This is a genomic window from uncultured Veillonella sp. (assembly GCF_905209685.1).
In the GTDB taxonomy this organism is placed as follows: Bacteria; Bacillota; Negativicutes; order Veillonellales; family Veillonellaceae; genus Veillonella.
Genome location: NZ_CAJLUB010000065.1, coordinates 1 through 9,637 on the forward strand (window position 1 = coordinate 1; position 9,637 = coordinate 9,637).

General features: G+C 41.4%; 11 protein-coding genes. 9 read left to right on the plus strand and 2 right to left on the minus strand.

Annotated elements, in window-relative coordinates; all coding sequences use genetic code 11:
* Positions 1–640: 640 nt before the first annotated feature.
* Positions 641–916, minus strand: a complete 276-nt coding sequence (locus QZ055_RS05935; RefSeq protein ID WP_129823486.1) for a helix-turn-helix domain-containing protein — start codon at positions 914–916, stop codon at positions 641–643.
* A gap of 273 nt (positions 917–1,189) precedes the next feature.
* On the opposite strand from QZ055_RS05935, the gene QZ055_RS05940 reads away from it, so the two are divergent.
* The 5 genes from QZ055_RS05940 (at position 1,190) to QZ055_RS05960 (ending at position 5,281) form a co-directional block, all read left to right on the plus strand.
* Positions 1,190–1,561 (plus strand): CGGC domain-containing protein, encoded by a 372-nt coding sequence (locus QZ055_RS05940; protein ID WP_295825268.1) that lies wholly within the window; start codon positions 1,190–1,192, stop codon positions 1,559–1,561.
* Positions 1,562–1,719: 158 nt separating this feature from the next.
* Positions 1,720–3,009, plus strand: coding sequence for a M48 family metallopeptidase (locus QZ055_RS05945; protein ID WP_295825270.1), 1,290 nt, complete (start codon positions 1,720–1,722; stop codon positions 3,007–3,009).
* Between the two features lie 279 nt (positions 3,010–3,288).
* The gene (locus tag QZ055_RS05950; protein WP_295825271.1) at positions 3,289–4,605 is read left to right on the plus strand and encodes a pyridoxal phosphate-dependent aminotransferase; all 1,317 of its coding nucleotides are present in this window, start codon (positions 3,289–3,291) and stop codon (positions 4,603–4,605) included.
* A gap of 132 nt (positions 4,606–4,737) precedes the next feature.
* Positions 4,738–5,007, plus strand: a complete 270-nt coding sequence (locus tag QZ055_RS05955; RefSeq protein WP_039969464.1) for a type II toxin-antitoxin system Phd/YefM family antitoxin — start codon at positions 4,738–4,740, stop codon at positions 5,005–5,007.
* A complete protein-coding gene (locus tag QZ055_RS05960; RefSeq protein ID WP_295825273.1) occupies positions 4,991–5,281 on the plus strand; it encodes a type II toxin-antitoxin system RelE/ParE family toxin in 291 nt (96 codons plus the stop codon). The genes QZ055_RS05955 and QZ055_RS05960 overlap by 17 nt, the downstream gene beginning before the upstream one ends.
* 106 nt (positions 5,282–5,387) lie before the next feature.
* On the opposite strand, the gene QZ055_RS05965 is transcribed toward QZ055_RS05960, so the two are convergent.
* Positions 5,388–5,858, minus strand: a complete 471-nt coding sequence (locus QZ055_RS05965; RefSeq protein WP_119206634.1) for a helix-turn-helix transcriptional regulator — start codon at positions 5,856–5,858, stop codon at positions 5,388–5,390.
* Positions 5,859–6,247: 389 nt separating this feature from the next.
* On the opposite strand from QZ055_RS05965, the gene QZ055_RS05970 reads away from it, so the two are divergent.
* The 4 genes from QZ055_RS05970 to QZ055_RS05985 all read left to right on the plus strand — a co-directional run.
* Positions 6,248–7,555, plus strand: a complete 1,308-nt coding sequence (locus QZ055_RS05970) for an FAD-dependent oxidoreductase (RefSeq protein ID WP_295825276.1) — start codon at positions 6,248–6,250, stop codon at positions 7,553–7,555.
* Complete coding sequence (locus QZ055_RS05975) at positions 7,552–7,830, plus strand: ferredoxin family protein (RefSeq protein ID WP_005376445.1); 279 nt, start codon at positions 7,552–7,554, stop codon at positions 7,828–7,830. Before QZ055_RS05970 ends, QZ055_RS05975 begins: the two co-directional genes overlap by 4 nt.
* Before the next feature lie 4 nt (positions 7,831–7,834).
* Positions 7,835–8,839, plus strand: a complete 1,005-nt coding sequence (locus QZ055_RS05980; protein WP_295825278.1) for an electron transfer flavoprotein subunit beta/FixA family protein — start codon at positions 7,835–7,837, stop codon at positions 8,837–8,839.
* A partial coding sequence (locus tag QZ055_RS05985) for an electron transfer flavoprotein subunit alpha/FixB family protein (RefSeq protein WP_295825280.1) occupies positions 8,839–9,637 on the plus strand: 799 nt, incomplete at its 3' end. The genes QZ055_RS05980 and QZ055_RS05985, both read left to right, overlap by 1 nt.

Below are 9,637 nucleotides of genomic sequence, written 5' to 3' on the forward strand. Positions count from 1 at the left end.
AAGCTCATAAACGCCGAAAGTACTTGGCTGGAGACGGCCTGGGAGGATAGGAAGCCGCTGATTAACGAAAAGAAAAAGGTCTACCTAAAGGTAGGCCTTTTTCTTTTTGCTAGTCTTCGACTAGCTAACCCTACTAGAGCCGCCTCCAGCCAAGGTTGTAGAGGTTGTATCTATGTACGTGTCCGTGTAAGACGGCCCTGGGAAGGGTAGGGTGTGAGGCCACAGAGGAGTAAAACGACGCATGGGGCCCACACATCACCTTCTTCCGAACGTAAGATTTACCAAGCTACTTAGTAGCGTAGGGAAATCCACAGTGAGGAAGCAAGTAGGGCCACCGTACAGTAATTAGACCTAAGCGACGCATACGTCCATTGCATCAGGTTCGACGAAGCCCTAAAAAGTGTACCGTACATTAAACTATTGTATTATATATTGCCATGGGCGAGTGTGATAGGAAGCCGCTGCTAGTGGTAGATAAGAACTTTACAAAACGGTAACGCGGCACAACGTGCCAATGTTACCGAACCGTAAACTAGTTGAGTCACTTTACAGATTTGTAATTAAAATTATGTCTAGATCCATTCAGAAACACATAAAACCCCTATAAGCCACTTTAAACCAGCTTATAGGGGGGTTCTTTCTAGACTAAACTAATCTTCACTTGTTTATCTAAAGCAAATGCAATTTTACACATAGTGCTTAAACTTGTATTGGCACCTTTTTCTATACGGGCGATTGTAGACTGTGGAACTCCAGATTTTTTCGCTAAATCACGTTGTGTTAGTCCTGCAGCTTCTCGTGCTTTTAGAACGGCTAATGCATTTTCTAATTTAGCTTTCTCTTCTAAATAGCTTTCTGTTAAGGCTGGATTATTTATATCTTTTTCAAATATCTTATCTAAAGTTTTTAGTGGCATAATATTCCTCCTCAAATTCTTGTTTTATCTGTTTAGCTTTTATTATTTGTTTTGTCGGTGTTTTTGGGGGGTTCTTAGTAAACTCCATCCAAATCCTTCTTTCTTCCATGATAGCATATATGCTATCATGCTTCAATTTTAAATAGTTTTATATACTCTAAATTCTTATCTTTACCTATCTATAATTAGCATTAATCAACGTGCTTTAGGATACATCTTTTTTTTATAGCTATGTTATACTAAGGTTTATACTATACTTTCATAGGAGGTTTTATGTCTAAAAAAATTGCAGTTCTCGTCAATGAGGATACAATGCAGCGCTGTTCTTGCGGCGGTTGTTTAAAAGCATTTATGAATAAAGCAGATTCTTTTGAGCGTTATGCTGATGAGGAGATTGAGTTGGTCGGTTTCACGCATAGTGGTGGCAATCTAGCTAAGAAAATTGAGTCTTTCAAGAAAAAAGGTGTTACTACGGTTCATCTTTCTACCTGTACTCGTGGTAAGAATGAAAATTATGAAAGCATCGCAGAGCAGTGTGCCGAGGCGGGCTTTGATGTAGTTGGCTATACCCATGGTGGTGCCGTTTCTAAAGATGGTAAAGAAGCGGTCGTACTTTCAGCTAAACCAGTAACATCAGATCAATAATCGTAACGATGAATCAATAGACAGTAATGACAGATGAATGATTGTTCCATTATTCATTCTATATTTACCATGAAGAGATACTATATACATAGTGTGTAAATCTAGTGTGATAATTTGTTTTATTACTATATGGTTAATCAATTCGAGAGGTTGAGAGAATGAACAAGAAACTTACAGCAGCTACGTTATCTGTAGCTATGGCAGCGACAATGGCGCCTGCTATTATGCAAACAGCACCTGTGAATGCTGCATCTAGTGCAGTACAAACATTGGCTGGTGGCGCTGTTGCTATGGCGTATGTATCTACTGCATTAAATAAAATGGATAACTCCGAACAAGGCCAACAAGAAAGCTTGGCGCGTACTAAGGAGAAAACAGGTTACTTAAACGATAGTGCAGCGCAAGCGCGCGTACAACGCATCTTGAAAACATTAGAGGCATCTCCTAGCGTAAAACGTTCTTACGTTGTCTATGCAAACCCTGATACAGAGTTTAATGCCTTTGCAACGCTTGGTCGCGTTATGTCTGTTAATAAAGGTGCTTTGGATACCCTTGATGATGATCAACTGGCCTATGTAATGGCCCATGAAATTGCTCATGGTGAGCATAAAGATATTATCAATGGCGCTAGAAAGCAAATCGGCCTATCTACAGCTGTAGGTATTGCAGCTGGTGGTAGCGAAGGGGCCGCGTTATTATCTAACGTAGCGGGCAACTACTTGTCTAACCAAGTATTTACAATGAGCCAAGAAAAAGCAGCCGATGAACTAGGATTCAAGATTTTAAGCGAATCTCCATACAATGTGGGCGGTGCAGCTGGTTCTATGGCGGTATTACGCAACAAGGTTGGGGAGCACTATCGTGAAGGACTTTCACAAGTAGTGGCACCTAATAACCATCCTAAGTTGTCTGATCGGGTAAATAATAATATTTCCCGCATGTACACATACTCTGGAAATCATGTAAATGTGTCTAAAGGGGCCGTTTACGTCAATGGCGATAATATCTATAGCCCAGCAGGCAGCGGCCGCTATACAGGGGAAGAACGGGCGTATTACATGGCTGGCAAATTGGCACGGTTGTACCATAACAACCAAATTACACCAGGCTCTGCATCCTACAGCGGTGGCACTGTAACAGTAGCAGGCCAATCCATCGTATCTACGCCAAACTCTGACGTAGCATTACAAGTGGCGACAAATCTTAATAATGCTTTTGTAAAACCAGCAGGTGCGGCAGTTAATGCTAAAAAACCTGTGAAAGTGAAACAAGAGAAACCTAAAAAGGTAAAACAAGAAAAGGCTAAACCTGTGAAAGCAGAACAAGCTAAACCTGCTAAAGGTAAAGAGGTAAAACCTGTTACTAAGGCATCTACAACAAAACATACAGCTAAAGCTACAAAGAATACGAACACAAATGATCATGGACGTAAAACAATCGACAGATAATTTGATGATTTAACTGTTCGATTGTTGATGTAGCATATAAGACCGAGCTCAAATGGGCTCGGTCTTTTCTTTATGTACTGATAGGCTTATTTTTATAGTTTTTAGTAGATTTTCTATAGTAAAAGCACTATAATATTAAGTATCTATATATATCAATATATTAGTACTTTATCTTTGTAAAGAATAGAACTACGGCATGTATGTAGTGGTTTTGTTACTTTTACAGTTAATATAGCCTCCCTGCTGAGGCAGTTTCTTTTTTAGAGGAGTTGGATCTGAATGAAACAACCAGAATTGTCGCCGTATATGATGGCTCGAAAGCCATCTGGCATTCGCCTAGGACAAATTAAATTCTTGGAACGTAAGAACCCACCAATTTTGGTGAATGGTTCTATTGGTAATGTAATGCGTCCTATGCATCCCGCCATGCAGCGTCGGTTGTTCGATTTGGGCGGTGTGGATAGCCCGTTCCATACAGGCATTGTACCGTATGTACCAACGACAGGTACCGATGAATGCCGCGAAGCATTCCTTCACATTTTGCGCAGCCAAGGCTTTGATACAACAGGCCTTAATGTACTCGTAACAGATGGTGCATCTATGGCGATGGAAATCATTATGCTTGGCGTATGTGGTGGTGCTGGCGAAGAGGAACGCCCTCTTTTAATGTTCAACCCATCTTATACAAACTATGATGCGGTAGGTCTTCGTATCGGTCGTAAAACAGTTACTGTTGAGCGTGAACTTAATGAAAACGGCGAATTTGAATTGCCATCTGTTGAAACCGTAGAACAACGTATCATTGATACAAAACCAGGTGCGTTGCTCATCATTCCTTACGATAACCCTACAGGTCAATTATTCAGTAAAGAAACATTGATCGAATATACAAAATTATGTGTTAAACATAATTTGTGGATTATCTCTGACGAAGCCTATCGCGAATTGGCTTACGAAAAAGGTAAAGAAACATCTAGTATCTGGGCGTTAACTGATAAGGATGTGCCTGGCATTGAAGGCCGTCGTATCAGCCTTGAAACAGCTAGTAAGGTATGGAACGCTTGTGGCCTACGCATTGGTGCCATCATTACGGATAACAAATTATGCTATGAAAAATCGGTAGCCGAATATACAGCGAACCTTAGTGCTAATACATTAGGTCAATATATCTTTGGTGCTTTGGCTCATGAAAGCTATGCAGAGCTTCATAACTGGTATGAACAACAACGTGATTACTACCGTCAAATGATCTTTGAACTTCACGAAGGATTCAAAGCGGTCGAACCTGATTTCATCGTATCTCGTCCAGAAGCGTCTATTTACTTTGTTATCGACGTACGGAAGGTAGCGAAACCGGGCTTTGATGGTGTAGAATTTGCCTCTTGGTGTGCTGAACACGGTGCTATTAGTCTTGATGATGGTAAAGAGTATACACTCCTCATGGCTCCACTCAATGGTTTCTATAGCGGTAAAAAAGGTGAAGATAATCCAGGCAGAACACAATTACGCGTATCCTTCTGTGAAAACCCAGACCTATTGCGCTTGGCACCTGAATTATTATCTAAACTATTCAGAGCCTATGAAGCACAACGATAGAAGAAGTATAATTCTAATATAATAGATGCCCTCCTGTTGGAGGGCATTTTTAGTTGAACTATTGATTGCCATAATATTGTTAGTAAAATTAATAAAATAATGATAGAATTATGATATAAGGAGGTGTATATATTGATTAATATTAGACCTGTATCAGACTTGCGTAATAAATTTCCTGAAGTTGAAGAAACCGTTATTACAACAAATTCGCCTGTATTTTTAACTAAGAATGGATATGGAACTATGGTGTTAATGAGTATTGAACAATATTCAGCATTAACAGATCCTATTGAGTACGCCTTGGATGAAGCTGATTCTGCAGCAAAAGAAAGTAAAATTCGATACTCTGGTGCCGATGTATTTCGTCGCGTAAGGGAGAGAATCGATGGAGCGGAAATATAAACTTACGATTTTACCATTATTTGAAGAGGAGCTTAATCATATTGTTGATTATATAACTTATGTTCTGCATAATAGAGAAGCCGCTCATCAACTAATTACAGATATTGAGGCTGCTATATACACAAGATTAAGTTGTCCAGAATCTTTTGCCGTATATCCGAGTAAGAAACAACGTGAGTATACATATTATAAAATTATAGTACGCAACTTTTATATCTTTTATGTAGTAATTGAAGATGTAATGGAGGTTCGTCATATTTACTATAATCGGTGAGATTTACAAAATATATTGAATGATTAAAAATAAAAAAGAGCTATAATCGCAGGTGTATTATAGCTCTTTTCTTTTTATCCCTAAGTATGGTGAGTGAGGGAGAATGTTATTTCCTGTTTTCATCATGATCGGATCCCTTAGTATTGATTTCGACAGCGAGTTGTTCGCCAGGCATAGAGGATTCCTCTGTTAGGTCTGTCAAAGGATACGAAGTATCTTCTAAGTTTACCGTTTCTAATAATTTATCGATATCGTCCGATTGGATGGATACCTCTTTGTTATACCATTCGCCGAACTCAAGGATTACCTTTTCGTTACGACGGAAATAGGTATATTGGTCAATCTTACGGGATTCTACAAGTTCTGCATTTTCTAAGATGCTCATAAATGTAGAGATGGAAGATTGAGATACACCACAGCGCTTTTGAATGCTCTTAACGCTCACACTGTTAGGGAAATCGATAAGAGTTTTAGTGTGTACTTGTACACCGAATTCTTTCTCTGGGTGCTTTAGCCACAATATAATATCTAACCGATGTGGATTTGATAATGCTTTCAAGATTCTTAACGGGTCCATATGGCCTCCTCTGGTAATTCCAAAATAATGAGTGCCTAACCTTGACCGTGGTCTTGCATTATGCGGTCGTATTATACGCGTGTTGCTCCGTATAGGGTTTTTCCTACTTTTATCATACGCTACTTTCACTGTGAAAGCTAGATAAACTTATAAATTTCACGAATTGATGAATTTTGTTGCACCTATTGGTAATGAATAGTATGCAATAGTATAAGCTTATAATGAGTATATATACATCCTATAGAGCTATTTACAAGATAATGTTAAATAATATAGAATATATTCATTTTTCTGTGGTAATTTTTAAAGGTATTTTAGTTCTTAATAGAGAAATATATATACTATATGAACTTATGTAAGTCTAAGCTTTGATTAAAGGAGCTGAGTATATGGCAATTGATCGCAATGAAACATTTGACGTTATCGTTGTTGGTGCAGGCCCAGCAGGATCTGCGGCGGCGTTACGCCTTGCGGAGCAACGGGTAAAGGTTTTACTCATTGAACGTGGTGTCGCACCAGGCGCTAAAAATATGATGGGTGGACGTATCTACACACATTCTTTAGAACGGTTAGTACCGGACTTTAGAGACCGTGCCCCATTGGAACGTAAGGTGACAAAAGAACGCATTTCTATCGGCGCTGGCAATGAAATGACGACTATTGAATACAGCTACGAAGATGGACAACCGAACGAGGAATCCTACGTAGTATTACGCGCTAAATTCGATAAATGGCTCGCTGAAGAGGCTGAGAAAAAAGGGGCTCTTCTCGTATCCAATGTACAAGTAACAGACCTCATTACTGAAGGAGAAGGCAAAAAACAACGCGTTGTAGGCGTTCGATGCCACGATGATGAAGTGTATGCAAAACTCGTTATCATCGCAGAAGGCTCCAATACATTATTATTAGAAAAGACAGGCCTCACAGCGCCTACCGATCCAAGTACAATGGCAGTAGGTGTAAAAGAGGTATACAAACTAAAGAAAGAAGACCTTGAAAATCGTCTCATGTTGTCTGGTGATGACGGTATGGCATGGCTCACTTTAGGCGATATGACCTCTGGCTTATTAGGCGGTGGCTTTATTTATACAAATAAAGATAGCCTTTCTGTAGGTATGGTTGTAGGCCTTGAAGATATTGGCAAAGCCGATCGTTCTGTAGACGATATGCTGTCAGCTTTCACAAGCCATCCAAGAATTGCACCATTATTGAAAAATGGCCAATTGAAAGAGCATAGTGCCCATCTCGTACCAGAAGGTGGCTATAAATCTATGCCTAAGTTGGGCGGTAATGGGTATGTTATCGTTGGTGATGCGGCGCGCATGTGTATGAACCTTGGGTATACTATTCGTGGTATGGACCTTGCTATTGAGTCCGGTATGTGCGCAGCAGAGGCGGTTAACGTAGCCTTGCGCGATGAAAACATGGATCGTGTGGCTAAATTGTATGAACGTCAAATCAAGAGTTCTTGGTTACTGAAGGACTTGAAGCGTTACAAAAATATGCCTAAATTCCTCGCTACCCATCCGCGTATTTTCAATGAATACCCAGCATTTGTTAACAATTTGATGCGCGACGTATTCACTGTAAACGGTGATGGCGCAGTGCCAATGATGAAAAAAATTATGCGCCGTGTCGGAGACATTGGCCTATTTACCTTGATTCGTGATGTTTGGAAAGGGGTGCGTTCCCTATGAAATTAGAAGAGCGTTTGGGCGCTAATAAATATTATGTAGATGAAACGTGTCCTCACATCATTATTGATGGTGAAAGCGTAAGCCGCGAAGAGGCGATGAAGCTCGTGAATGGTTGTCCTGCAGGACTATATACATTACAAGAAGATGGCAAGTTAGCCTTTGATTTTGCAGGTTGTCTCGAATGTGGCACATGTCGCGTATTATGTGGACACAGTGTTGTTAAAACTTGGAAATATCCTCGTAACGCCAAGGGCGTAGAGTTTAGACAGGGGTGAGTGCATGGAATTATTAGTCTGTATAAAACAAGTACCGGATACGTCAGAAATTAAACTAGATCCGGAAACAAATAATCTCATCCGCACAGGTCTGCCTAGTATTGTAAACCCTTACGACATGCACGCGCTTGAGGCGGCTTTGACTGTGAAAGACCAAATTGAAGGCAGTCGCGTTACGGTTGTGACCATGGGCCCTCCACAAGCTGAAGAGGCATTGCGTCAATGCTTGGCGTTAGGCGCTGATGATGCGGTGCTCGTAACAGATCGCGCCTTTGGTGGTGCCGATACATTGGCTACAAGCTATACGATTGCATCTGCTATTCGTCATATTCAACGTACCATGAATCGTCAGTTCCAACTCATTTTCTGCGGAAAACAAGCTATCGATGGTGATACAGCACAGGTGGGCCCTCAAATCGCAGAGGAACTCGGTATGGCGCAAGCTACCTATGCTTGTGAATTTTCCGTAGACCAAGCCTCTCAAAAGGCGATTGTAAAGCGGGAGTACGAGAACGGTTATGAAGTGATTGAAGCTCCGTTGCCATTGCTTGTGACGACGACAGCCGAACTTAACGAGCCACGTCAACCTGGCCTTTGGAGCTCCATTTACGCGAAACGATATACTATTAATCATATTACCTTGCGTGATATGCCTCATATTGATGAAAGCCGCATTGGCCTTACCGGTTCCCCAACACGGGTACGCAAGGTATACCAACCACCGCTTCGTGGCAAGGTAGAAATGCTTTCATCCGTCGATGAAGGTGCCAAAAAGGTGCTCGAATTGGCGTACCACATCAAGCCTGAAAAGTTCGCACACCTTTTGGTGCCAAATGACACACCGGTTGTAGAGGCGCAAGACGATGAGGGCATTGACGTAAATGACCCAGTACAGCGAGCTGCGTCTGTTGAAAGCGTGGTGCCTAGCGAACCTAAGGCGGTAGATCCAAATACATTTGCAGCAGAGGCCGCTAAAGCTGATGCTGTTTCTGAAGGAGGTGACCGATAATGATAAATTTTGATGAATACAGAGACGTTTTTGTCGTAGCTGATACCATCGATGATGTAGTGCATCCAGTTACGTATGAACTTATCGGTCAAGCCCGCCGCATCGCCAAGGAACTGGGCCAGCTCGTGCAAGTCATGCTCCTCGGTGAAAACGTACAAGCTGAGGCGGAGGAACTTGTGGCTCATGGCGCCGATATTGTTCATGTTTTTGAAAGTCCCCTCTTGAAATACTATACAACGGATGGCTATACAAAGGTATTGACGGATTTCTTTGAAGACCATAAACCGAATATCCTTTTAATTGGTGCTACCAATAATGGTCGTGACTTAGCACCGCGCATGTCTGGTCGCATGCAAAATGGCGTTGTAGCAGATTGCACTATCCTAACCGTAGATACAGAAGAAGGCCTTGTAGAATGGACTCGTCCTGCTTTAGGTGGCAATATCTTGGCGGAAATTATTTCGCCAAACCATCGTCCACAAATGGGCTCTGTTCGTCCTAATGTATTCAAAAAACCTGAGCGCATTGCGGACAGTTGGGGCCGTATCCAACTTGAACAATTTGACCTCAAGTCCGAAGACATTCGCACCAAACGGCTAGATTTTATTCCATTCAGCAAGTCTGGTTATAATATCCAAGAAGCGGATATCATCGTAGCTGGCGGTCGTGGTATGGGTTCAAAGGAAAACTTTGATAAACTCTACGAACTCGCTGATGCTATCGGTGGCGTTGTAGGCGCTACCCGTCCACTCGTTGAAAAAGGCTGGATTGAATTGCCATACCAAGTAGGCCAAACAG

Bases quoted from the DNA above. Each gene is read 5' to 3' on its own strand.
- QZ055_RS05980 (WP_295825278.1), top strand. From the start codon at position 7,835: ATGGAATTATTAGTCTGTATAAAACAAGTACCGGATACGTCAGAAATT.
- QZ055_RS05960 (WP_295825273.1), top strand. From the start codon at position 4,991: ATGGAGCGGAAATATAAACTTACGATTTTACCATTATTTGAAGAGGAG.
- QZ055_RS05945 (WP_295825270.1), top strand. From the start codon at position 1,720: ATGAACAAGAAACTTACAGCAGCTACGTTATCTGTAGCTATGGCAGCG.
- QZ055_RS05935 (WP_129823486.1), bottom strand. From the start codon at position 916: ATGCCACTAAAAACTTTAGATAAGATATTTGAAAAAGATATAAATAAT.
- QZ055_RS05975 (WP_005376445.1), top strand. From the start codon at position 7,552: ATGAAATTAGAAGAGCGTTTGGGCGCTAATAAATATTATGTAGATGAA.
- QZ055_RS05950 (WP_295825271.1), top strand. From the start codon at position 3,289: ATGAAACAACCAGAATTGTCGCCGTATATGATGGCTCGAAAGCCATCT.
- QZ055_RS05940 (WP_295825268.1), top strand. From the start codon at position 1,190: ATGTCTAAAAAAATTGCAGTTCTCGTCAATGAGGATACAATGCAGCGC.
- QZ055_RS05970 (WP_295825276.1), top strand. From the start codon at position 6,248: ATGGCAATTGATCGCAATGAAACATTTGACGTTATCGTTGTTGGTGCA.
- QZ055_RS05965 (WP_119206634.1), bottom strand. From the start codon at position 5,858: ATGGACCCGTTAAGAATCTTGAAAGCATTATCAAATCCACATCGGTTA.